Consider the following 22581-nt stretch of genomic DNA (forward strand, 5'->3'; position numbering starts at 1 on the left):
CAATGATGTTCGCCGTGTCCCGCCTCTGTTCCCACACCTCCGGACGGCGGGACCATACGCTCACGAGGCCCGGGGGGCCGGACACCGAAGAGGGAGCCGCCGCATGACCGGATCCGAGCAGACCGTCGCCCACCGCCTCATCGGCTCCGGGCCGCGCCATGTGATCGTGCTGCACGACTGGTTCGCCACCTGCGCGGGCTGGGGCGCGATCCTGGACTACCTGGACACCGAGGACTTCACGTACGCGTTCCTGGACTACCGCGGTTACGGCGACCGCAAGGACGTCCCCGGCCGCTACGACCTCCCCGAGATCGCCGACGACGTGCTGGCCCTCGCCGACCAGCTCGGCTGGGACCGCTTCGCGCTGGTCGGGCACTCCATGGGCGGCAAGGCGATCCAGCAGGTGCTGGTGCGTGCGCCGGAGCGGGTCAGCCGCCTGCTCGGCCTAGCGCCCGTACCGGCGGCGCCGTACCCGATGGACGAGCCCACGCAGGCCCTCTTCTACGGGGCGTCCGAGGACCCCGAGAAGCGCCGGGCCATCCTCGACCTGGTGACCGGCCACCGTACGGGGCGGGTCTGGCAACAGCGGATGATCAGCCACTCGATGGCGGCCTCCCGCAAAGAGGCGCACGCCGGCTACCTCGCCAGCTGGCACACCCTGGACCTCTCGGACGCGGTACGCGGCAACCCCGTCCCCGTACGCGTCGTCGTCGGCGAACACGACCTCGCCCTCACCGCCGACGTCATGCGCGCGACATGGCAGACCTGGTACCCGAACGCCGACCTCATCACCCTCCCGGCCACGGGCCACTACCCGATGCACGAAACCCCGGTGACCTTGGCCACCGTGATGGAGGACTTCCTCCGGGGGTGACAACCTCCCGGAGGTGCTCGTTCATCAGGTCATCCCCGACCTCGTCGTCGCCCCGAAGGGCAGCTTCGACAGCGAGGCGCTCTGGCACGATCCCGGTCCGGTCCTGCTGGTCGACGAGCTCACCTCGAACTCGACACCAGCGAGTTCTGAGCCCGGCGCGTCACTCCTGGCCGACGGTCCGCGACTGTTCCGGTGTGGGCTGGGGGCGGTCCTGGGCGTCGGACTTCAGGGCCTTTGTCTCGGACTTCAGGATGCGCATCGACTTGCCGAGGCCGCGGGCCATGTCGGGGAGCTTCTTCGAGCCGAAGAGCAGGACGAGGACCGCGAGGATCAGCACCAGGTGCCAGGGCTCGAGGGCATTGCGGAACATGGGGGCTCGCTCTCGTTGGGGTGCGTTCCCGTGGGGGCGCGGCCGCGCGCCCGTACGCGCGGTACGGATTCGGACGTTCCGCTCAGTATGACCCGTACAGGGGTACGGGGAGGAAACCGGGGCCGGGGGGCGCGTGAACGGCGGTCCCCGGCCCCGGTGCCGTCGGGCGGTCTACCAGCTCGACTTCGTGACGCCCGGCAGGTAGCCCGCGTGGGCCTGTTCGCGCAGGCGGACGCGGGAGAGGCCGAAGGCGCGGAAGTAGCCGCGCGGGCGGCCGTCGACGCTGTCGCGGTTGCGGACGCGGGTGGCGCTGGCGTCGCGCGGCTGGCGGGCCAGTTCGCGCTGGGCGCCCAGCCGTTCCTCGTCCGGCGTCTTCGGGTCGCGGACGATCGCCTTCAGTGCGGCCCGGCGGGCCGCGTAACGGGCGACGACGACCCGGCGCTTCTCGTTCTTCGCGATCTTGCTCTTCTTCGCCATGTCAGACGCGCTCCCCTCGGGCCCGGATACGGGCGACGGCGGCTTCGACGCCGATGGTGTCGACGGTCTTGATCGCCTTCGTGCTGAGCCGCAGGCGCACGAAGCGGTTCTCGCTGGGCAGCCAGTACCGCTTGCGCTGGATGTTCGGGTCGAAGCGGCGCGGTGTGCGCCGGTGCGAGTGGGAGATCGTGTTGCCGAAGGCCGGCGCGCGGCCGGTCAGCTGGCAGTGGGCGGACAAGTGAGCTACCTCCTACTGAGTCCTTAATGAAAATGACTGTCGTTTCTGTATAGTAGCCCGTATGGCCCGCAACGAACTACGTCCCGTGATCAAGCTCCGGTCCACCGCCGGCACGGGCTACACGTACGTCACCCGCAAGAACCGCCGTAACGACCCCGACCGGCTGGTGCTGAAGAAGTACGACCCGGTCGCCGGCCGGCACGTCGACTTCCGAGAGGAGCGCTGAGCAGCGTCATGAAGCCTGGAATCCACCCCGCGTACGGGCCCGTCGTCTTCCGCGACCGGGCCGCCGACTTCGCCTTCCTCACCCGGTCGACCGCCACCAGCGAGAAGACGGTCGAGTGGGAGGACGGGCACACGTACCCGGTGATCGACGTGGAGATCTCGTCGGCGAGCCACCCCTTCTACACGGGCACGGCGCGCGTACTGGACACCGCGGGGCGCGTGGAGCGCTTCGAGCGCCGGTTCGGCACGCGGACGGTCGGCGGCCGGCGCGCGGCCGACGGTGAGCGCGGGGACCGCTGATGGACCGCGACCGGCTCTCCGTGGTGATCGTCGGCGGGCTGCACGCGGAGGCCCGCGGGGCCGCCGTCGAGCAGCTGCTGCGGACCGTCCCCGGCAGCGTCGCCCTCCACCACGACCTCGCCACCGCCGCCGACGGCGTCGTGCAGCGCACCGTGCGGGACGGCACCGGCCTGCTGGACAGCGGCGAGGCGCCGCTGGTCAACGACTGCGCGTGCTGCGCGCTGCGCGAGGACCTGGTGCCCGAGCTGGAGCGGCTGGCGGACGGCCGGACGTGCCGGCTGGCCGTCGTGGAGCTGTGGGACTCCGTGGAGCCCAAGGCGATGGCCGAGGTGATCGACGCCTGCGGCGGCGAGTCGCTCGCGCTGACCGGCGTCATGACGGCCGTCGATCCGGCCCTGCTGCTGCCTTACTTGGGCTGCGGCGACGACCTCGCCGAGGCGGGTCTCGCGGCCGCCGCCTCCGACCAGCGGACCGTCGCGGACACCTGGGCGCGCCAGCTGGAGTACCCGCCGGTGCTGGTCGTCGCGCCCGGCGAGGAGCCGGGGGACGAGGCGGACCTCGCCCTGCTGAACCAGCTGCACCCCACGGCGCGGCGCATCGCGGTGGAGTCGCCCGAGCTGGCGGCCGCCGCCGTGGCGGGCTTCGACGTCGCGGCGGCCGCGGCGCGCCAGCACCCGGCCTGCGCGCTGCTGCCGCAGGAGGCCGAGGAGGCGGACGTCGCGACCCTGGTGTGGCACCGCACGCGGCCGTTCCACCCCGGCCGGCTGCACGCCGCGCTGGAGGACCTGTGCTGTGCCGCCGCGCGCAGCCGGGGCCGCTTCTGGCTGGCCGACCGCCCGGACACACTGCTGTCCTGGGACGCGGCGGGCGGCGCGCTGTGCGTGGAGAACACCGGGCCGTGGCTGGCCTCGCTGCCGGACGCCGCCTGGGAGATGGTGCCGCCGATGCGCCGGGCCGCCGCCGCGCTGGACTGGGATCCCGAGCACGGCGACCGGGCGCAGCATCTGGTGTTCACCTCGCCCGGCCTGGACCGGGAGGGGCTGACGGCGCTGCTGGAGTCCTGCCTGCTCACCGACGCGGAGTACGCGCGCGGCCGGGAGTACTGGCGGCGACTGTCCACCGCGTTCGACGAACTGCTCGACCCGGTGCCGTAGGCGGCGTCCGCCGACCGCGCTACGCGTGTGTCATGCATCTACATCAATTCTCGGTCGTCTTCGACGGCCTGATTTCGTGAGGAAACCCCTGCCATGCCCCGTCGTCCCGACCCGCGCAAGAAGAGCGCGCCGCGCCCCAACCCGCTCGACGCGGCGGGGATCACGTACGTCGACTACAAGGACACCGACCTGCTGCGGAAGTTCCTCTCCGACCGCGGGAAGATCCGCAGCCGCCGCATCACCAGGGTTTCTGCCCAGCAGCAGCGGCAGATCGCCGCGGCGATCAAGAACGCCCGGGAGATGGCGCTGCTGCCGTACGCCTCCCGCTGACCGTACGCCGCAGGGCATGGGGAAGGGGGCGGTGGGGAAGGCGCTCGACGGGCGGGGCACGGCCCGACGAGCTGTGACGGGCTGGCCACAGGCTGTCGTGCACGTGCATCTGCCCGAGCATCGGCACATGAACAGAGTTATGATCCCGGGCAGTTGACACCATTTCTCACCGGGAGAGACCAGTGCCCCACGCGTACAACGGCATGGCCGCTTCGGATCTCGACGGAGTGGTGTGGCAGAAGAGCCGGCACAGCAACTCCAACGGTACGTGCGTGGAGTTCGCGAAGCTGCCCGGCGGCGACGTGGCGGTGCGCAACTCCCGCTTCCCCGACAGCCCCGCGCTCGTCTATACGCCGGCCGAGATCGAGGCCATGCTGCTCGGCGTCAAGGACGGGGAGTTCGACCACCTCGTACGGGACTGAACCGCGAGGCGTGGGTCGCAGGTGCGTCGGCGGGCCGACCCCTCGGGCGTATCGCACACGCATACGAATATGCACGTGCATGTGAGCTGTACTGGAGCGGGGTCAGCTCGCCTGTGCCCGGGAGGCCGAAGCCGTGGCCTGGGCCGGTACCTGCGGCAGCTGGAAGAGCGCCCAGACGACCTTGCCGTGCGCGGCGTCCTCCAGGCGGTGCCAGCCCCAGCTGTCGCTGAAGGAATCCACCAGGTAGAGCCCGCGCCCGGACTCCGCGGAGAAGTCCGCCTCGCCCTCGACCGGTGAGGCGTCGCTGCCGTCCCGTACCGCGCAGACCAGCCGGCCCGCCCAGCGGATCAGGTGGAGTCTCGGTGAGGTGTCGTCGGCGGCCCCGTAGGCGCGCCCGTCCGCCACGTCGTCCAGCTCGGGCCCCGCGTGCCGCAGCGCGTTGGTGACGAGCTCGGACACGACGAGCGCGACGCTGTCGAAGAGCTCGTCCATGTTCCAGCGCTGCAGCGTCTCGCGGGTGAACTGCCGGGCGCCGCGCACCGATTCGTACTGCGGTCGCAGGGTCCAGGTGACGGAGCCGGAGATGGCTGCGGGGTCGACTGGCGGAAGCCCCTGCCATAACGGCGCGAGCATGGTCGAAACCTTGGTCCCCATGCGAGGCACTCCTGGCGTTCGCGGACGTCACGATCCAGACGGGTGTGCCCAGATCTCGCGGGTCTTTCACGAGCGTGCATGTGTGCGAGCTCCATGGTTCCGAATGCGTACGGCAGATGCAAGGGCAGATGCACGTGCAGACGTCCACTTTGTGTACGGCCGTAGGCGTAGGGGCGTAATTCTTCCTACGCACTCTTGCGCCCGGCTTTGCCGAAGGCGCGAGAACAGGCCCATATCCGTAACCGGTTGAGCACGCAACGGAGCCCGAACGTGGCAGACTGCCGCTCATTGTTGGACGGGGTGGGTCACGGGAGGGTCGAAGTTGTGACCGCAAGTGAGTCGAGCGGATCTGTGGTGCGGCGCATCCTGCTGGGGTCGCAGCTGCGGAGGCTGCGAGAGTCCCGCGGGATAACACGTGAGGCGGCCGGCTACTCGATCCGCGCGTCGGAATCGAAGATCAGCCGTATGGAACTGGGGCGGGTGAGCTTTAAGGCGCGGGACGTGGCGGACCTGCTGACCCTCTACGGCGTCGGGGACGAGGCCGAGCGCGACTCCCTCCTCGGGCTGGCCCGTGAGGCCAACGTGGCGGGCTGGTGGCACAGTTACGGCGATGTCCTTCCCGGCTGGTTCCAGACATATGTGGGACTGGAGGGAGCCGCCTCGCACATCCGCACCTACGAGGTGCAGTTCGTGCACGGGCTCCTGCAGACGGAGGGGTACGCGCACGCCGTCGTGAGCCGCGGCATGCGCGGCGCCCCCCTCGCCGAGATCGACCGCCGCGTCGCACTGCGCCAGGAACGCCAGAAGCTGCTGATCGCGGAACGGGCGCCGCAGTTCGACTGCGTACTGGACGAGGCCGCGCTGCGCCGCCCGTACGGCGACCGCGCCGTCATGCGCGGCCAGCTCCAGCACCTCATCGACATCTCGGAGCGTCCGAACGTGCGGCTGCAGGTCGTGCCCTTCAACTTCGGCGGGCACGCGGGCGAGAGCGGCGCCTTCACGATGCTGCGCTTCCCCGAGTCCGACCTCTCGGACATCGTCTATCTGGAGCAGCTCACCAGCGCGCTGTATCTGGACAAGGCCGAGGAGGTCGGGCAGTACGAGCGGGTGATGAGCAGCCTCCAGGAGGAGAGCCTGGATCCGACCCGCACCCGGGATCTTCTTCGGGGCCTGCTCCAACTGACGTGACTCGTCAGTAGAATGACGCCGGATCAGCCATCCCCACAGGCGCCCGCACAGAGTAGGAACGACCATGTCCTTCTTCTCAGACCTGGCCTACCAGTACATCGACGGTGAGTGGCGGGTCGGCAGCGGCTCGTGGGACATCATCGATTTCAACCCGTACGACCAGGAGAAGCTCGCGTCGGTCACGGTCGCGGGCGTGGACCAGGTCGACGAGGCGTACCGGGCTGCCGAGCGGGCGCAGCGCGCGTGGGCGCGCACCAATCCGTACAGCCGCCGGCTGATCATCGAGAACGCGCTGCGCATCGTCCAGGAGCGCGAGGACGAGATCATCGAGGCGATCGTCGTCGAGCTCGGCGGCACGCGCGTCAAGGCGGCCTACGAAGTGCGCACGGCGCAGGAGTTCCTGCGCGAGGCCGTACAGCTCGCGCTCCGCACGGAGGGGCGCATCGTGCCGTCCCCGGTGGAGGGCAAGGAGAACCGCGTCTACCGGCTCCCGGTCGGTGTCATCGGCGTGATCAGCCCGTACAACTTCCCGTTCCTGGTCACCCTGAAGTCGGTGGCGCTCGCGCTGGCCCTGGGCAACGCCGTCGTCGTCAAGCCCAACCAGAACACCCCGGTGGTCGGCGGTGGCCTGATAGCCAAGATCTTCGAGGACGCGGGCCTGCCGGCCGGGCTGCTGAACGTCCTCGTCACGGACATCGCCGAGATCGGCGACGCGCTGATAGAGCACCCGGTGCCCCGGGTCATCTCCTTCACCGGCTCGGACAAGGTCGGCCGGCACGTCGCCGCGGTCACCGCGGGCCACTTCAAGCGCGCCATCCTCGAACTGAGCGGCAACAGCGCGCTGATCGTCCTGGACGACGCGGACGTCGACTACGCGGTGGACGCCGCGGTCTTCAGCCGCTTCGTGTACCAGGGCCAGGTCTGCATGGCCGCCAACCGCGTCCTGGTGGACCGCAAGGTCGAGGCGGAGTTCACCGAGAAGTTCGTGGCCCGGGTCAGGAAGCTGAAGACCGGCGACCCGCGCGACCCGGAAACCCACATCGGGCCGCTGATCAACAGCTTCCAGGCCGAGGCACTGACCGCGCTGGTGGAACGGGCGGTCGCCGAGGGCGCCACGCCCCTGGTGCGCGGCCGTACGCAGGGCAACCTGGTCGAGCCGACGGTGCTGTCCGGCCTGCCTGCCGACTCCGCGCTGTACGGGCAGGAGATCTTCGGGCCCGTGGTGCTGCTCGCCGCGTTCGACGGCGAGGAGGAGGCGGTGCGGCTCGCCAACGACTCGCCGTACGGGCTGAGCGGCGCGGTGCACACCGGCAACGTGGAGCGCGGCGCGCGGGTGGCCCGGGAGATCGAGACAGGCATGATCCACATCAACGACAGCACGGTCCACGATGAGCCGCTGGTGGCCTTCGGCGGCGAGAAGGCGTCCGGGGTCGGGCGGCTGAACGGCGAGTCGACGGTGGAGGCGTTCACGACCCAGAAGTGGGTCTCGATCCAGCACGAGCGGACGGTCTTCCCGTTCTGAGGACTGCCGGCTCCGACGATTTCCGGCCAGGTCCTGCCTTGAGGACAGGACCTGACCGCAAGGGTCCGTAGCTTCATCGGTGTCGGGGAACACCCCGGCACCGATGAAGCGACGAAAGGCGGCTCTCATGCCCACTCACGTGCCTGCCGAGGACAAGGGTGACGAGCGCGGCGCGCTGCTGGCCTTCCTGGAAGCGCAGCGCGGCGGAATCCGCCGCGCGCTGCTCGGCCTGACCGACGAAGCCGCCGCGCGCCGCCCCAGCGCCAGCGAGCTGTCCCTGTCCGGACTGCTCAAGCACGTCGCGCAGACCGAGCTGGGCTGGCTGGAGATCGCGCAGGAGCTGCCGCCCTCCATCCACCGCGACCAGAGCACCTGGCACCTCAGCTTCCAGCTGGAGGAGGGCGAGTCGGTCGCGGGCATGCTCGCCTACTGGGACGGGGTGGCGAAGCGCACGGAGGAGTTCGTCCGCTCGGTGCCCAGCCTGGACGACACCTTCCCGCTGCCCGAAGCGCCGTGGTACCCGCCGGAGGCCCGGCAGTCCATGCGCTGGCTGGTGCTGCACCTGATCGAGGAGACCGCCCGGCACGCGGGCCACGCCGACATCGTCCGCGAGTCCCTGGACGGGAAGACGGCCTTCGTCCTGGTCGACGAGGAGCGGGAGCTGCTGCGCCAGGAGGGTGGCGCCGGGCAGTAGCGTGCTGACCCGCAAGGTCACCTCCGGGCGATGAGGAGAGCGCGGGCGATGTCGGCGATCCGGCTGCTGGTACTGGGAGCCGTGCGGCAGCACGGCCGGACGCACGGCTACCAGGTGCGCAGCGATCTGGAGTACTGGGGCGCCCACGAGTGGTCGAACGCCAAGCCCGGCTCGATCTACCACGCGCTGAAGCAGCTGGCGAAGCAGGGACTGCTGCGCGCGCACGAGACCGCGCCGAGCACGGCCGGCGGGCCGCCGCGCACGGAGTACGAGATGACGGACGCCGGAGAGGCGGAGTACTTCGCGCTGCTGCGTGCCGCGCTCTCCCAGCACGGCCAGAAGGTCGACGTGCTGAGCGCCGGCATCGGCTTCATGGTCGACCTGCCGCGCCAGGAGGCGGTGGCCCTGCTGAAGGAGCGGGTACGGGCCCTGGAGGCGTGGCGCGCCGAGGTCACCGGCCACTACGTCCCCGAGGACGGCCCGGAGCAGCTCGGCCACATCGGCGAGATCATGAACATGTGGGTGCACGCCGCGGACACCGGGGCGGAGTGGGCCCGCTCCCTGATCGCCCGCATCGAAGGGGGCGCCTACGTCTTCGCGGGCGAGGGCGCGCCCTTCGTGGGCGTACTGCCGGAGGGCACGGCGAACCCGTTCGCGGACAAGCCGCCGTTCCCCGGCGGCGCCTGAAGGAGGCCGGTCCGGTGCGTCAGCCCGTACCGGCCATCGACAGCTTCGCCGCGAAGCCCAGGAAGGCGGCCCCGGCGCCCGCGGTCAGGCCCGCGGTGAGGCGGCGCCGCTTGCGGAAGGTCGCGGCCAGATACGTACCGCTGAAGATCAGGATCGACAGGTACGTGAAGCTGAACAACTGGGCCCACGCGCCGAGCGCCAAGAAGGACAGCGTCTGGTGCGCGTAGTGCGGGTCGACGAACTGCACGAAGAAGGAGATGAAGAACAGGATCGCCTTCGGGTTGAGCAGGCTGACCACGAGGGCGCGGCGGTACGGCCGCTCGGTCTCCTCCTTGGGCCGCGCGGGCGAGGCGCCCTCCCCGTCCTTCTCGGCCCTGCGGGCCTCCCGGCCGCGCCACAGTGCCACCGCGCCGCGCAGCATCCCGATGGCCAGCCAGGTCAGATAGCCCGCGCCGACGAACTTCACGATCCCGAAGGCCAGCGGACTGGCCTGCAGCAGGGAGGCCACGCCGCCCGCCGAGAGCGTCATCAGTACCGCGTCGCCGCACAGCACGCCGGCCGCCGCACGGTAGGCCACCTTCGGGCCGCGCCGCGCCGCGACCGAGACGACGTACAGCGAGTTCGGGCCCGGCAGCAGGATGATCAGCGCGAGACCCGCGAGATACGTCGAAAGATCCGTTATCCCCAGCATGGCCGCAGGATGCCATTGGATGTATCCGCCCTTCACCTGCTTTCCGGCATACGGACTTGCACCTCACGCGACGTGAGGACGCACCGTGAAGGCGTACCGAGAAGGGAGCGGAGATGACGTACTCCGTGGGACAGGTCGCCGGGTTCGCCGGCGTCACGGTGCGCACCCTGCACCACTACGACGAGATCGGACTGCTCTCGCCGAGCGCGCGCAGCCACGCGGGCCACCGGCGCTACGACGACGCCGACCTCGACCGGCTGCAGCGCGTCCTGTTCTACCGGGAGCTCGGCTTTCCGCTCGACGAGGTCGCGGCCCTCCTGGACGATCCGGACGCCGATCCGCAGGAGCACCTGCGGCGCCAGCACGTACTGCTGACCGACCGGATCGCCCGGCTCCAGGAGATGGCCGCGGCCGTGAAGACAGCGATGGAGGCACGCAGGATGGGCATCAATCTCACCCCCGAGGAGAAGTTCGAGGTCTTCGGCGACCACGACCCCGACCAGTACGCGGAGGAGGTCGAGCGCCGTTGGGGCGACACGGAGGCGTACAAGGAGTCGCAGCGCCGCGCCGCCACGTACACCAAGGAGGACTGGAAGCGGCTGACGGCGGACTTCGACGCGCTCCACCACCGGATGGGCGAGCTGCTGGCGCAGGGCGTGCCGGCCGACTCCGAGGCGGCGACGGACGTCGCGGAGGAGCACCGCCGCTTCATCTCGCGGCACCACTACGAGTGCTCGTACGAGATGCACTCCTGCATCGGCGAGATGTACGTCGCGGACGAGCGGTTCACCGCCACGTACGAGGCGATCAGGCCCGGGCTCGCGGTCTACATGCGGGACGCGATGCTGGCGAACGCGGTCCGTCGCTCCTGAGGGACTCCGGGGCGCTGCCTGGGGCGCTGTCCCGCCCGGCGCCCCGGGGGCGACGGCGCCGGGCGGGACAGCTGGAACCAAGGGGCGTCACAAGGCGTTGATAGCTTTGGGCCGCATACTGCGCCTGTACCCCGCTTTCCGCGTACCGACCGATCCGGCGCCCTCGACCCAGGAGCCCTGCCCACCGTGAACACTCTCGCGCTCGGCCCCCAGTGGCTGGACCCGGACTATCTGATCAGCACCTTCGGCCTGATCGGCGTTCTGGTCATCGTTTTCGCGGAGTCCGGTCTGCTGATCGGCTTCTTCCTGCCCGGCGACTCCCTGCTCTTCACGACCGGCCTGCTGGTCACGGCAGGGAAGCTGGACAAGCCGCTGTGGCTGGTGTGTCTGCTGGTCGTGCTCGCGGCGGTGCTGGGCGACCAGGCGGGCTATCTCTTCGGCCGGAAGGTCGGGCCCTCGCTGTTCAAGCGCCCCGACTCCAAGCTGTTCAAGCAGGAGAACGTCGAGAAGGCGCACGAGTTCTTCGAGAAGCACGGCCCGAAGTCGCTGATCCTGGCCCGCTTCGTGCCGATCGTGCGGACGTTCACGCCGATCATCGCGGGCGTGAGCCGGATGAACTACCGCTCGTTCCTCGTCTTCAACGTGATCGGCGGCGCCCTGTGGGGCGCGGGCGTGACGCTGCTCGGCGCCGCGCTGGGCGGCATCGAGTTCGTGCACAAGAACATCGAGGCCATCCTCGTCCTGATCGTGCTGATCTCCGTCGTCCCGATCGCCATCGAGTACCTCCGCGGCCGCAAGAAGGCCAAGAAGGCGGCCGCCGAGGGCGCTGCGGGCGTTGCGGGCGCCGCGGGCCAGGACGCGCCGCCGCCGGCCGGTCCGGTCGCCGGCGGCCCGGCGGACGCCACTCAGCCGATGCCGCGCGTCCCGCACGAGGGCGAGGAGCGCGCCCCGTATGGCCGCGGCCAGGGCGGTCACGAGCCGTCTCCGTACGGCGCGCAGCAGGACCGGTCGCAGTACGGCCGGCAGCAGTCCCCGTACGGCCAGGAGCAGGCCCCGTACGGTCAGGGACAGCCTCCGTACGGCCAGGGGCAGGCTCCCTACAGTCAGGGGCAGGCTCCCTACAGCCAGGGGCAGCCGTCGCCGTACGGGCGGCAGGATCAGGCCCCCTATGGCGGGCAGCAGGACCCGTACGGTGGGCAGCAGGCATCCTCCTACGGTGAGCAGCAGGCGCCTCGGGCGCAGCAGTCCCCGTACGGCCGGCAGGACGCTCCGCAGGCCCCGCAGGCGCCTTACGGACAGCAGCCGCAGCAGCACCGGCAGCCCTCGTACGGCGGGCAGTCCGGGCCCGCTCCGTACGGCCGTCCCGCGCAGCAGCCCGGCGGGCCGGAGCAGTATGATGCGCAGTCGCAGCACCCTCAGCAGGGGTCGCAGCAGCCGCACCCCCAGGATCAGCAGCAGCCTCCGGGCGAGGGCCGCCGCGGCCGCCACGCCAAGCGCTGACCGGCTGCGCAGCACATCCCCCCGTACCGCACCGCCCTTGGGCGCCCCTTCCGTTCCGCGTCGCCGCGGAGCGGTCCAGGGGCGCCTTCGCGGCGTCCAGGGCGGGTTTTCCCCACCCCATTCACCACCATGCGAACCCCCCGTCCCGCGCGCCAGGGGCGGCGATCAGGCATGGTGGCTTTGACGACGGACGCAGCAGGCGCACGAGGAGCGAGAAGCAGTGGCGTCGGACCCGGAGACTCCCGAGGACCGCAAACCCCAATCGGACGAAGCGCGGAGCGCGTTCACCTCGCCGCTCGGCGTGCCCCAGCCCCCACTGCCCGAGGACGAGCACCCCACCTCGGAATTCGCTCTCCCGGAGGGAATGCGGGCCGAGGCGCCCGCCGAGCCGGAGGGGTCCGCCTTCGCGCCCCCGGGCAGCTCGCCGGACGGCACCAACGGCTCCACCACGGGCACCCACCAGCTGCCCACCACGCCGGCCGGCTGGCCCGCGTTCACCCCGCCGCACGGCATACCGGTCGTCAGCCTGACCAAGGACGTCCCCTGGCAGGACCGGATGCGCACGATGCTGCGGATGCCGGTCACCGAGCGCCCGGCTCCGGAGCGGATCGAACGCGCCGACGAGTCGGGGCCCGCCGTGCCGCGCGTGCTCGACCTCACGCTCCGTATCGGCGAGATCCTGCTCGCCGGCGGTGAGGGGGCCGAGGACGTCGAGGCGGCCATGTTCGGCGTCGCCCACGCGTACGGCCTGGAACGGGTCGAGCCCACGGTCACGTTCACGCTGCTGTCGATCTCGTACCAGCCCTCGCTGGTGGACGACCCGGTGACGGCCAGCCGCACGGTCCGCCGGCGCGGCGTGGACTACACCCGGCTCTCCGCGGTCTTCCAGCTGGTCGACGACATCACCTCCGACGGCATCACCCTGGAGGAGGCGTACCGCGGCCTCGCCGAGATCCGGCGCAATCGCCACCCGTACCCCAGCTGGGCGCTCACCGTGGCGTCCGGCCTGCTGTCCGGCGCCGCGAGCATGCTGGTCGGCGGTGGCCTGACGGTCTTCGTCGCGGCCGCCATAGGGTCCATGCTCGGCGACCGGCTGGCGTGGCTGGCCTCCGGGCGCGGGCTGCCGGAGTTCTACCAGTTCGTGGCCGCGGCGATGCCGCCCGCCGCGATGGGCGTGACGCTGAGCATGACGCACACCGGAGTGCAGGCGTCGGCGGTCATCACCGGTGGCCTCTTCGCGCTGATCCCGGGGCGGGCGCTGGTGGCGGGCGTGCAGGACGGCCTGACGGGTTACTACATCACCGCCGCCGCACGTCTGCTGGAGGTCGGCTACCTCATCGTCGGCATCGTCATCGGGGTGCTCGGCGTCCTGTACATCGGCGTCCAGCTGAGCGCGCACACGCTGAACCCGGAGGAGGCGCTGGGGTCGTTCGACGAGCCGGTGGTCCAGATCATCGCCTCGCTGCTGCTGGCGCTGGCCTTCTGTGTCCTGCTCCAGCAGGAACGTCACACCGTGCTGTTCGCGACCTTCAACGGCGGCGTGGCCTGGGTGATATACGGCGCGCTCTCGCACGCCCGCGTCCACCCGGTGGTCGCCACCACGATCGCGGCCGGCCTGGTCGGCCTCTTCGGCCAGCTGCTGTCCCGCTACCGCTACGCGTCCGCGCTGCCGTACGTCACGGCGGCCATCGGCCCGCTGCTCCCCGGTAGCGCGACGTACTTCGCGCTGCTCAACTTCGCCCAGGGCAACCTGGACGCCGGCGTCTCCTCGCTGATCAAGGCCATCTCGCTGGCCCTGGCCATCGCGGTCGGCGTGAACCTCGGTGGCGAGGTGGCCCGCCTCTTCATCAAGGCCCCGAGCACGGAGGACGGCACCAGCCGCCGCGCGGCGAAGCGGACGCGGGGCTTCTGATGCATGCACGTCGGGCGGGGCACCAGGTGCCCCGCCCGACGTGTGTACGGCCTACGAAGCCGTCAGGCTCAGTGCTTGCCGCCCTGCGCCTCCAGGCGCTTGAACGAGGCCTCGATCTCGGCCTCGGCCTCGGTGCGGCCGACCCAGTTCGCGCCCTCGACCGACTTGCCCGGCTCCAGGTCCTTGTAGACCTCGAAGAAGTGCTGGATCTCCAGGCGGTCGAACTCCGACACGTGGTGGATGTCGCGCAGGTGCTCCACGCGCGGGTCCGAGGCCGGGACGCACAGCAGCTTGTCGTCGCCGCCGGCCTCGTCGGTCATGCGGAACATGCCGATGGCGCGGCACTTGATGAGGCAACCCGGGAAGGTCGGCTCGTCCAGGATGACCAGCGCGTCCAGCGGGTCGCCGTCCTCGCCGAGGGTGTTCTCGACGAAGCCGTAGTCGGCCGGGTAGCTGGTCGAGGTGAAGAGTCGACGGTCCAGGCGGATCCGACCGGTCTCGTGGTCCACCTCGTACTTGTTCCGCGAACCCTTCGGGATCTCGATGGTGACGTCGAACTCCACGGGTGGCTCCTCCATGATCAACACATACGTCTGGTGATTAAGTGTCCCCCACGCAGGTGTGTGGTGGCGAAAGGGGCTGGTCCAAAGTGCCGGAGACCAGGTCGTGGCAGGTCAGGTGGGGCGGCTGGGGCCGGTCCTGCATACGGACGGCGGCCGGCGCGGGGCGGAGCACCGCGCAGTTCGCCGCCGACGAGTGGTTCTTCGCCCGCCAGTGGTGGCGGCGGACCCCGCCCCAGCGGAAACGGACGTGGCAGGTGACGGCCGGCTCCGCCGTCGCCGGTCTCGCGGTCGCGGCCGGTGCGGTGGCGGCGGCCGGTCCGTGGGACTCCGGTCAGCGTACGGCCGAACGGGCCCGCGCGGCCCGCTGGGACGGGCGAGGTGGTGAGCGTCACGACGGCGGCCCCGCGGCTCCCGGCGCGGCGCCCGTCCTGGCGGCCCTGGGCGCCCCCGTGAAGGGCGGCGGCGACGGCGCCCCGCCCCCGACCGGCAGCGGCCTCGCGGACGCCCTGGCGCCCCTGCTGAAGGCGCCCGAGCTGGGTCCCGTACGGACCGCCTCGGTCGTGGATGTGGCCACCGGCCGCGAGGTCTTCGCCAGCCACCCGGGCCGGACCGCGACCCCCGCCTCCACGATCAAGCTCGGTACCGCCGTGGCCGCCCTCACCGCCCTCGGCCCCGAGCACCGCTTCACCACGAAGGCCGTGCAGGACGGCCGGGCGAAGGACGGCACCCCCCGGGTCGTACTGGTCGGCGGCGGCGATCCGACCCTCACCGCCCGTACGCCCAGGGCCGGCACTCCGGCCGCGCAGCGCCCCGCGGCCCTCGGCGACCTCGCCGCCGACACCGCGCGCGCCCTCAAGAAGCGCGGCACGAAGAAGGTCACCCTCGGTTACGACGACTCGCTCTACAGGGGATCGCCGCAGCACCCGATCGGCCCCAACGAAAACCTCGCCCCCGTCACCGCGCTCACCGCCGACGAGGCCCGCCTGGACACCAGCGGCCACGGCACCGCGCCCCGCGCCGCCGACCCCTCCGCCGAGGCCGCCCGCGCCTTCGCCGCCGACCTGCGCGCCCACGGCATCGCGGTCACCGGGACCCCCCGGGACGCCGCGGCCCGCCGCACGGCCACCCGGCTCGCGGCGGCCCCCTCCCTCCCGCTCTCGGTCATCGTCGAGCGGATGCTCACGCACAGCGACAACGACATCGCCGAGCAGCTGGCCCGCCAGACGGCCGTGGCCACGGGAGCGCCGACGACCTTCAAGGGTGCGGGCCACGCCGTACAGCGCACACTCGAACAGCTCCGCCTCCCTGTGGCGCGGACCGTCTTCCACGACGGCAGCGGCCTGGACCGCGACGACCGGGTCTCCGCGGGCCTGCTGTCCCACGTGCTGCTGCTCGCCGCTGCCCCCGACCACCCGGAGCTGCGCCCGATCCTCACCGGCCTCCCCGTCGCCGGCTTCACCGGCACCCTGGAGGCCCGGTACGCCGACGAGCGGGCGGGCGCCGGTGCCGTACGCGCCAAGACCGGCACCCTCACCGGCGTGAACACCCTCGCCGGCACGGTCGTCGACGCCGACGGCCGGCTGCTGACGTTCGCCTTCATGACCAACGGCACGAGCGACGCGTACGGGGCGCAGCGGTCCCTCGACCGCCTCGCCTCGGCGGTGGCCAACTGCGGCTGCCGGTGATGCGTGCGCGCCCCCGTATGCGGCGCCGGCCACCGTCGAGCGCCGCGAATCGGCTATCCCCGGGCCGAGCGCACCCGTACCGTGAAGTCATGACGAGCATCGGTGGTGCCGAGATGGTCGACTGGAATCTCGCGGTGACGACCGCGTCCCGCTTCGTACGGCCGGGCCCAGAGGTGAGCCGCGACGAGGCCCGCGCGGTCGTCGCCGAGCTGCGCAGGCACGCGAAGGCCGCCGAGGAGCACGTGCGCGCGTTCACCCGCATGACCCCACCGGGGAGCGAGGGCGGCGCGGCGGGCCACGACACCCCCGTCCTGGTGGTCGACCGGCCCGGCTGGATCCGCGCCAACGTCGCCGGCTTCCGCGCCGTACTGAAGCCGCTGCTGGAGAAGATGCAGGAGCGCCGCTCCTCGCTCCCCGGCGGCGCGGTGATAGGCGCGGTCGGCGGCAAGGTGACCGGCGTCGAGCTGGGCATGCTGCTGTCCTTCCTGGCCTCCCGCGTGCTCGGCCAGTACGAGACCTTCGCGCCGCCCACCAAGGACCTGCCAGCGGGCGCCCGCGGCGGCCGGCTGCTGCTCGTCGCGCCGAACATCGTCCACGTCGAGCGCGAGCTGGAGGTGGACCCGCACGACTTCCGGCTGTGGGTCTGCCTGCACGAAGAGACGCACCGCACGCAGTTCACCGCGGTGCCCTGGCTGCGCGACCACATCGAGGGCGAGGTGCAGTCGTTCCTCGGCGAGACCGAGATCGACCCCGGCACGCTCCTCGAACGGCTGCGGGAGGCCGCCCAGTCGCTGACCGGGGCCAAGCCCGAGGGCGAGGCCGGCGAGGACGACGGCGGCCGCAGCCTGGTCGACCTCGTGCAGACCAAGGCGCAGCGCGAGATCCTCGGCCGGCTGACCGCCGTGATGTCCCTGCTGGAGGGGCACGCCGACTACGTCATGGACGGCGTGGGCCCGCAGGTCGTGCCCTCGGTGACGGAGATCCGGGAGAAGTTCCAGCAGCGCCGGGCGAGCGGCGCAGGGCGCCTGGACCAGGCGCTGCGCAAGCTTCTGGGCCTGGACGCCAAGCTGCGCCAGTACCGGGACGGCGAGCGCTTCGTACGGGCCGTCGTCGACGAGGTCGGCATGGACGGCTTCAACCGCGTGTGGACCTCGCCGAACACGCTCCCGACCAAACAGGAGATCGCCAAACCGGCGGACTGGGTCGCGCGGGTGCACCGCAAGGCGGACGGTGCGCCGTAGGAAGGCAGGGCGCCGTGGGCGCGCCGTAGGACAGAAGAACGCCCCCTCAATCACCCTTCTGAGGGACCGTGGCCCGGGGAGAGGCGTGCAATGCTCGGGTAACAGCTCATCTCTGTCACCATCGAGACACTCTGAGTGACCGCCCCGGGGATCGCCCGGCGATCCCCCCGGCGCTCGCCCCCGAGATGCTCCCTGGTGGGCCGGACGGCAGCCGCCGTCCGGCCCGAGGCTCCCCCAGCTGAACGATTGGAAACGGACATGGGTCCCCATCCAGCGGTCGCCGCAATACGCTTGGCGGTCCGCCGCGTACTCCACGACGTCCTCACGTCCCACACCCGGCGGTCCGGCCCCGACGCCCCGCCGCCCCTGGTGCTCGCCGCCTGCTCCGGCGGCGCCGACTCCATGGCGCTCGCCTCGGCCCTCGCCTTCGAAGCCCCGCGCCTCGGCGTCCGCGCCGGCGGCGTCACCGTCGACCACGGCCTCCAGGATGGCTCCGACACCCGGGCCGCCGAGGTCGTCCTCCGTATGCGGTCGCTCCATCTGGACCCGGCAGAGGCCGTCACCGTCTGCGTCGGCAGGGACGGCGGCCCCGAAGCGGCCGCCCGCGAGGCCCGGTACGCCGCGCTGGACGACGCCGCCCGGCGGCACGGCGCGAGCGCGGTCCTCCTCGGCCACACCCGCGACGACCAGGCCGAGACCGTGCTCCTCGGCCTCGCCCGCGGCTCCGGCACCCGCTCGCTGTCCGGCATGGCCGCCGTCTCCGGCGCCGACGGCCGCTACCGCCGCCCCTTCCTGGAGATCGACCGGCAGACCGCCCGCAAGGCATGCCTGATCCAGTCGCTGCCCGTGTGGGACGACCCGCACAACACCGACCCCTCCTACACCCGCTCCCGGCTCCGCCACGAGGGCCTGCCCGCCTTGGAGAAGGCGCTCGGCAAGGGCGTCGTCGAGGCCCTCGCCCGTACGGCGCAGCTCTCCCGCGACGACGCCGACGCGCTGGACTCCTGGGCCGTCGAGGCCGAGCGCGGTGTGGCCGATGCCACCGGTGCGCTGGACGTGACCGCGCTGTACGCGCTCCCTCCCGCGGTACGCCGCCGAGTGCTCCGCCGGGCCCTGCTGCGTGCGGGCTCACCTGCGGGTTCGCTCTTCGCCCGGCACATCGAGGAGGTCGACCGGCTGATCACCGCCTGGCGCGGCCAGGGGGCCATCGACCTCCCCGGGCTGGTGGGTGTGCGACGGCAGGGTGGCAAACTGGTCATCCGGCAGGGCTGAGCCGCGCGGGACCGCCCGGCCGGACGAGTCGCAAGACAGCCTTCCTGAGGCTTCATGCTTCCTGAGGCTTCATGACACCGAACCGAGCGAAAGTGGCACGGGTGGACGACAAGGACATGGGTTCCGACCTTCAGTCGGTGCTCATCACCAAAGAAGAGATCGATGCGAAGCTGGCCGAGCTGGCCGCGAAGATCGACGCGGAGTACGCGGGCAAGGAGCTGCTCATCGTCGGCGTCCTGAAGGGCGCCGTGATGGTGATGGCGGACCTGGCACGTGCGCTGTCCACCCCCGTCACGATGGACTGGATGGCCGTGTCGTCGTACGGCGCGGGCACCCAGTCCTCCGGCGTGGTCCGCATCCTCAAGGACCTGGACACCGACATCAAGGGCAAGCACGTCCTGATCGTCGAGGACATCATCGACTCCGGCCTGACGCTGTCCTGGCTGCTGTCGAACCTGGGCTCGCGGGAGCCGGCCTCGCTCGAGGTCTGCACGCTGCTGCGCAAGCCGGAAGCGGCAAAGGTCGACATCGACGTGAAGTGGATCGGCTTCGACATCCCCAACGAATTCGTCGTGGGATACGGCCTGGACTTCGCCGAGAAGTACCGCAACCTGCCGTTCGTCGGCACGCTCGCGCCGCACGTCTACGGCGGCTGACGCCCCGTCGGCGGTGCCGGACAGGGCCTGGAAAGCACCTCGTGCCGGACGGCGGGAACCCTCAGCGGTCTCCCGCCGTTGGAGCAGGGAGGGCGGAATCCAAGTCGCATTGTTCACCACGGGCAGCGGCGTCGGGTGACAATGCTGGGGTACCGTCCGAAGGTCAGTCTTTTTCGGGCCAGTAATACACCGTACGCACGACCAGACCTCCCCGAGGGCTGGAGTGCCTCACTGTGGCAGGAGGGACGGGGCCTTTGGGCTCCGTATGGATGGACGTGAAGCGATACTTCCGTGGGCCGGTCATGTGGATCGTGCTGGCCGTCCTCGCCGTGGTCGTGTTGATGCAGGTCGTCAGTTCGTCCGGCGGCTACAAGACGGTGGACACCGGTCAGGTCGTCAAGGCGATCACGGACAACAAGGTGAAGTCCGCCGAGCTGACGACCGGCGACGAGATGAAGATCAAGGTCGAGCTCTCCGGCGGCAACAAGGTCGAGGGTTCCGACAAGATCCAGTCGAGTTACATCGGCGACCAGGGCGTGGACCTGGCAAAGACCCTGCAGTCCAAGTACCAGACGGGCGACATCAAGGACGGTTACACCGTCTCGCCGGAGAAGCAGAGCCCCTTCGTGGGCATGCTGCTCTCGCTGCTGCCGTTCGTCCTGATCGTCGTCGTGTTCCTGTTTCTGATGAATCAGATGCAGGGCGGCGGCTCCCGGGTCATGAACTTCGGCAAGTCCAAGGCCAAGCTCATCACCAAGGACACCCCCAAGACGACGTTCTCGGACGTCGCCGGGTCGGACGAGGCGGTGGAGGAGCTCCATGAGATCAAGGAGTTCCTGCAGGAGCCGGCCAAGTTCCAGGCCGTGGGCGCCAAGATTCCCAAGGGCGTACTGCTGTACGGCCCGCCCGGTACGGGCAAGACGCTCCTCGCGCGCGCCGTCGCGGGCGAGGCGGGCGTGCCCTTCTACTCGATCTCCGGCTCCGACTTCGTCGAGATGTTCGTGGGTGTCGGCGCCTCGCGTGTCCGTGACCTCTTCGAGCAGGCCAAGGCGAACGCCCCGGCGATCGTCTTCGTCGACGAGATCGACGCCGTCGGCCGGCACCGCGGTGCGGGCCTGGGCGGCGGTCACGACGAGCGCGAGCAGACGCTGAACCAGCTCCTGGTCGAGATGGACGGCTTCGACGTGAAGGGCGGCGTCATCCTGATCGCCGCCACGAACCGGCCGGACATCCTGGACCCGGCGCTGCTGCGCCCGGGCCGCTTCGACCGGCAGATCGCGGTCGACCGCCCCGACATGCAGGGCCGTCTGGAGATCCTCAAGGTTCACCAGAAGGGCAAGCCGGTCGCCCCGGACGTCGACCTCAGCGCGGTGGCCCGGCGTACGCCCGGCTTCACCGGCGCGGACCTGAGCAACGTCCTCAACGAGGCCGCGCTGCTCACCGCCCGCAGCGACAAGAAGCTGATCGACAACCACTTCCTGGACGAGGCGATCGACCGGGTCGTGGCCGGTCCGCAGAAGCGGACCCGGATCATGTCGGACAAGGAAAAGAAGATCACCGCGTACCACGAGGGCGGACACGCCCTGGTCGCGGCGGCCTCGCCGAACTCCGACCCGGTCCACAAGATCACGATCTTGTCCCGCGGCCGCGCGCTCGGCTACACGATGGTGCTCCCGGACGAGGACAAGTACTCCACCACGCGCAACGAAATGCTCGACCAGCTGGCATACATGCTGGGCGGCCGCGCGGCGGAGGAGCTGGTCTTCCACGACCCGACGACGGGCGCCGCGAACGACATCGAGAAGGCGACCGCCACGGCCCGCGCGATGGTCACGCAGTACGGCATGACCGAGCGGCTCGGCGCGATCAAGTTCGGTTCGGACCAGTCCGAGCCGTTCCTGGGCCGCGAGATGTCCCACCAGCGCGACTACTCGGAAGAGGTCGCGGCGCTGGTGGACGAGGAGGTCAAGAAGCTGATCGAGACCGCGCACAACGAGGCGTGGGAGATCCTCGTCGAGAACCGCGACGTTCTCGACAACCTGGTCCTGGCCCTCCTGGAGAAGGAGACCCTGGGCAAGGAGGAGATCGCCGAGGTCTTCAAGCACATCGTGAAGCGCCCGGCCCGCCCCGCGTGGACCGGCTCCTCACGGCGTACGCCCTCCACCCGCCCGCCGGTGCTCTCTCCCAAGGAGCTGGCCCCGGCCAACGGCGCGGTCACCGCGACGCCCACCGTCTCCACGGAGAAGGTGGACCTCCCGGAGGACTCCGGCAGCAGCGAGGCGTGACCGGTCGGCCGCTCGCCACAGCGGCCCCGGAATGAATGCCGCGTCCCCCAGGTTCTAGCCTGGGGGACGCGGCATTCCGCGTTCGCAGCGGGGTGAAAGACGGAACGAGGCACGAGATGACCGACCCGGTGGCGCTGGACGGCGAAGGCAAGATCGGTGAGTTCGACGAGAAGCGGGCCGCGGACGCCGTCCGCGAACTCCTGATCGCGGTCGGCGAGGACCCGGACCGCGAAGGCCTCCTGGAAACGCCGGCGCGGGTGGCGCGGGCGTACAAGGAGATATTCGCGGGGCTGTGGCAGAAGCCCGAGGACGTCCTCACGACGACTTTCGACCTCGGCCACGACGAGATGGTGCTGGTCAAGGACATCGAGGTGATGTCGAGCTGCGAGCACCACCTGGTGCCGTTCGTCGGTGTCGCGCACGTCGGCTACATCCCGTCCACCGACGGCAAGATCACGGGGCTGTCCAAGCTGGCCCGGCTGGTGGACGTCTTCGCCCGCCGCCCGCAGGTCCAGGAGCGGCTGACCACGCAGATCGCCGACTCCCTCATGGAGATCCTGGAGCCGCGCGGCGTGATCGTCGTGGTCGAGTGCGAGCACATGTGCATGACCATGCGCGGCGTGCGGAAGCCGGGTGCGAAGACCACCACGTCCGCGGTGCGCGGACAGCTGCGGGACGCGGCTACGCGCGCCGAGGCGATGAGCCTGATCCTGGCTCGCTGAGCCCGCTCGGCGGCCGCACGCCGCCGGGCGCGGCGTGCGGCTGTGCG

25 protein-coding genes are annotated in these 22581 nt (G+C 70.9%); 19 read left to right on the plus strand and 6 right to left on the minus strand.

Annotated elements, in window-relative coordinates:
- The first annotated feature begins 103 nt into the window (after positions 1 to 103).
- A complete protein-coding gene (locus ABT381_RS13950; RefSeq protein ID WP_351592673.1) occupies positions 104 to 874 on the plus strand; it encodes an alpha/beta fold hydrolase in 771 nt (256 codons plus the stop codon).
- Between the two features lie 160 nt (positions 875 to 1034).
- Here ABT381_RS13950 and tatA read toward each other — a convergent pair whose 3' ends face one another.
- From tatA to rpmB, 3 genes are all read right to left on the minus strand, one after another.
- Positions 1035 to 1244: a Sec-independent protein translocase subunit TatA gene (gene tatA / locus ABT381_RS13955; protein ID WP_351592676.1), complete on the minus strand. Its 210-nt coding sequence runs from the start codon at positions 1242 to 1244 to the stop codon at positions 1035 to 1037.
- 171 nt (positions 1245 to 1415) lie between these two features.
- Complete coding sequence (rpsN, locus tag ABT381_RS13960; RefSeq protein WP_351592679.1) at positions 1416 to 1721, minus strand: 30S ribosomal protein S14; 306 nt, start codon at positions 1719 to 1721, stop codon at positions 1416 to 1418.
- 1 nt (position 1722) lies between these two features.
- Positions 1723 to 1959 (minus strand): 50S ribosomal protein L28, encoded by a 237-nt coding sequence (gene rpmB / locus ABT381_RS13965; RefSeq protein WP_351592682.1) that lies wholly within the window; start codon positions 1957 to 1959, stop codon positions 1723 to 1725.
- 61 nt (positions 1960 to 2020) lie between these two features.
- Between rpmB and rpmG the strand changes: the two genes are divergently transcribed.
- From rpmG to ABT381_RS13990, 5 genes are all read left to right on the plus strand, one after another.
- Positions 2021 to 2185: a 50S ribosomal protein L33 gene (gene rpmG / locus ABT381_RS13970; protein ID WP_030019254.1), complete on the plus strand. Its 165-nt coding sequence runs from the start codon at positions 2021 to 2023 to the stop codon at positions 2183 to 2185.
- Positions 2186 to 2193: 8 nt separating this feature from the next.
- Positions 2194 to 2484, plus strand: a complete 291-nt coding sequence (locus ABT381_RS13975) for a type B 50S ribosomal protein L31 (RefSeq protein WP_351592686.1) — start codon at positions 2194 to 2196, stop codon at positions 2482 to 2484.
- On the plus strand, positions 2484 to 3638 hold the full coding sequence (locus ABT381_RS13980; RefSeq protein ID WP_351592689.1) for a GTP-binding protein: 1155 nt from the start codon (positions 2484 to 2486) through the stop codon (positions 3636 to 3638). Before ABT381_RS13975 ends, ABT381_RS13980 begins: the two co-directional genes overlap by 1 nt.
- Positions 3639 to 3731: 93 nt before the next feature.
- Positions 3732 to 3968 carry a 30S ribosomal protein S18 gene (rpsR, locus tag ABT381_RS13985; protein WP_031058550.1) on the plus strand — a complete coding sequence of 79 codons (237 nt, stop codon included), beginning with the start codon at positions 3732 to 3734 and terminating at the stop codon, positions 3966 to 3968.
- 182 nt (positions 3969 to 4150) lie between these two features.
- On the plus strand, positions 4151 to 4390 hold the full coding sequence (locus tag ABT381_RS13990; RefSeq protein ID WP_351592693.1) for a DUF397 domain-containing protein: 240 nt from the start codon (positions 4151 to 4153) through the stop codon (positions 4388 to 4390).
- A 102-nt stretch (positions 4391 to 4492) separates the two neighbouring features.
- Here the strand turns inward: ABT381_RS13990 and ABT381_RS13995 are convergent, their stop codons facing one another.
- Positions 4493 to 5044: an ATP-binding protein gene (locus tag ABT381_RS13995; RefSeq protein ID WP_351592696.1), complete on the minus strand. Its 552-nt coding sequence runs from the start codon at positions 5042 to 5044 to the stop codon at positions 4493 to 4495.
- A gap of 324 nt (positions 5045 to 5368) precedes the next feature.
- Here ABT381_RS13995 and ABT381_RS14000 point away from each other — a divergent pair, with 324 nt between their 5' ends.
- The 4 genes from ABT381_RS14000 (at position 5369) to ABT381_RS14015 (ending at position 9135) form a co-directional block, all read left to right on the plus strand.
- Positions 5369 to 6232 carry a Sco1979 family transcriptional regulator gene (locus tag ABT381_RS14000; protein ID WP_351592699.1) on the plus strand — a complete coding sequence of 288 codons (864 nt, stop codon included), beginning with the start codon at positions 5369 to 5371 and terminating at the stop codon, positions 6230 to 6232.
- A 64-nt stretch (positions 6233 to 6296) separates the two neighbouring features.
- On the plus strand, positions 6297 to 7754 hold the full coding sequence (locus tag ABT381_RS14005; RefSeq protein WP_351592702.1) for an aldehyde dehydrogenase family protein: 1458 nt from the start codon (positions 6297 to 6299) through the stop codon (positions 7752 to 7754).
- Positions 7755 to 7881: 127 nt separating this feature from the next.
- On the plus strand, positions 7882 to 8448 hold the full coding sequence (locus ABT381_RS14010; RefSeq protein WP_351592705.1) for a DinB family protein: 567 nt from the start codon (positions 7882 to 7884) through the stop codon (positions 8446 to 8448).
- Between the two features lie 48 nt (positions 8449 to 8496).
- Entirely contained in the window at positions 8497 to 9135 is a 639-nt protein-coding gene (locus tag ABT381_RS14015) for a PadR family transcriptional regulator (protein WP_351592708.1), read from the plus strand.
- 19 nt (positions 9136 to 9154) lie between these two features.
- Here the strand turns inward: ABT381_RS14015 and leuE are convergent, their stop codons facing one another.
- Complete coding sequence (leuE, locus tag ABT381_RS14020) at positions 9155 to 9826, minus strand: leucine efflux protein LeuE (RefSeq protein WP_351592710.1); 672 nt, start codon at positions 9824 to 9826, stop codon at positions 9155 to 9157.
- 113 nt (positions 9827 to 9939) lie between these two features.
- On the opposite strand from leuE, the gene ABT381_RS14025 reads away from it, so the two are divergent.
- The 3 genes from ABT381_RS14025 (at position 9940) to ABT381_RS14035 (ending at position 14110) form a co-directional block, all read left to right on the plus strand.
- Positions 9940 to 10698 carry a MerR family transcriptional regulator gene (locus tag ABT381_RS14025; protein ID WP_351592712.1) on the plus strand — a complete coding sequence of 253 codons (759 nt, stop codon included), beginning with the start codon at positions 9940 to 9942 and terminating at the stop codon, positions 10696 to 10698.
- A gap of 186 nt (positions 10699 to 10884) precedes the next feature.
- Positions 10885 to 12198: a DedA family protein gene (locus tag ABT381_RS14030; RefSeq protein WP_351592714.1), complete on the plus strand. Its 1314-nt coding sequence runs from the start codon at positions 10885 to 10887 to the stop codon at positions 12196 to 12198.
- Positions 12199 to 12418: 220 nt separating this feature from the next.
- Positions 12419 to 14110, plus strand: a complete 1692-nt coding sequence (locus ABT381_RS14035; protein ID WP_351592716.1) for a threonine/serine exporter family protein — start codon at positions 12419 to 12421, stop codon at positions 14108 to 14110.
- A 68-nt stretch (positions 14111 to 14178) separates the two neighbouring features.
- Here ABT381_RS14035 and ABT381_RS14040 read toward each other — a convergent pair whose 3' ends face one another.
- Complete coding sequence (locus ABT381_RS14040; protein WP_031058529.1) at positions 14179 to 14673, minus strand: inorganic diphosphatase; 495 nt, start codon at positions 14671 to 14673, stop codon at positions 14179 to 14181.
- An 86-nt stretch (positions 14674 to 14759) separates the two neighbouring features.
- Between ABT381_RS14040 and dacB the strand changes: the two genes are divergently transcribed.
- The 6 genes from dacB (at position 14760) to folE (ending at position 22534) form a co-directional block, all read left to right on the plus strand.
- On the plus strand, positions 14760 to 16358 hold the full coding sequence (gene dacB / locus ABT381_RS14045; protein ID WP_351592719.1) for a D-alanyl-D-alanine carboxypeptidase/D-alanyl-D-alanine endopeptidase: 1599 nt from the start codon (positions 14760 to 14762) through the stop codon (positions 16356 to 16358).
- An 89-nt stretch (positions 16359 to 16447) separates the two neighbouring features.
- Entirely contained in the window at positions 16448 to 17599 is a 1152-nt protein-coding gene (locus tag ABT381_RS14050; RefSeq protein WP_351592722.1) for an Rv3626c family coenzyme F420 biosynthesis-associated protein, read from the plus strand.
- A 258-nt stretch (positions 17600 to 17857) separates the two neighbouring features.
- Positions 17858 to 18871: a tRNA lysidine(34) synthetase TilS gene (tilS, locus tag ABT381_RS14055; RefSeq protein WP_351592725.1), complete on the plus strand. Its 1014-nt coding sequence runs from the start codon at positions 17858 to 17860 to the stop codon at positions 18869 to 18871.
- Positions 18872 to 18987: 116 nt separating this feature from the next.
- Complete coding sequence (gene hpt / locus ABT381_RS14060; protein WP_031058519.1) at positions 18988 to 19527, plus strand: hypoxanthine phosphoribosyltransferase; 540 nt, start codon at positions 18988 to 18990, stop codon at positions 19525 to 19527.
- Positions 19528 to 19796: 269 nt separating this feature from the next.
- On the plus strand, positions 19797 to 21812 hold the full coding sequence (gene ftsH / locus ABT381_RS14065) for an ATP-dependent zinc metalloprotease FtsH (RefSeq protein ID WP_351592728.1): 2016 nt from the start codon (positions 19797 to 19799) through the stop codon (positions 21810 to 21812).
- A gap of 116 nt (positions 21813 to 21928) precedes the next feature.
- Entirely contained in the window at positions 21929 to 22534 is a 606-nt protein-coding gene (folE, locus tag ABT381_RS14070) for a GTP cyclohydrolase I FolE (RefSeq protein ID WP_351592731.1), read from the plus strand.
- Positions 22535 to 22581 lie beyond the last annotated feature (47 nt).

Source organism: Streptomyces sp. NPDC000151 (assembly GCF_040301705.1).
Taxonomy (GTDB): Bacteria; Actinomycetota; Actinomycetes; order Streptomycetales; family Streptomycetaceae; genus Streptomyces.